Annotated in this window: 1 protein-coding gene; it reads right to left on the bottom strand. The window is 44.1% G+C overall.

The features are described 5' to 3' along the window. The coding region (locus FTW16_RS24410; RefSeq protein ID WP_146492810.1) for an acyl-CoA dehydrogenase domain-containing protein at window positions 1-270 on the bottom strand (270 nt) is incomplete at both ends.

Consider the following 270-nt stretch of genomic DNA (forward strand, 5'->3'; position numbering starts at 1 on the left):
TTTCACTAAAGTCATGACTGAAGTGGTCAACTTGAATCGCGGTGTAACGCAGTTTATCAGCAGCAACAATTTGGTCGACTTCTTCTTGTGTCAGAACATCAGCAGCAAGTGCTTGAGCCAGTTTATCCGCAAGCAAGCCTTTACGAGCTACTTTGCCCTCTTTCACTGCTTTGAAGATCTTACGCTCCAGAGGCTTGATGCTGTACATCGCATTGAAAGCATTCTCCATAAGGCCAACACTATCATCTTCCTCTTTGCCAATGTAACAAA

Source organism: Vibrio sp. T20 (assembly GCF_007858795.1).
GTDB lineage: Bacteria > Pseudomonadota > Gammaproteobacteria > Enterobacterales > Vibrionaceae > Vibrio > Vibrio satsumensis.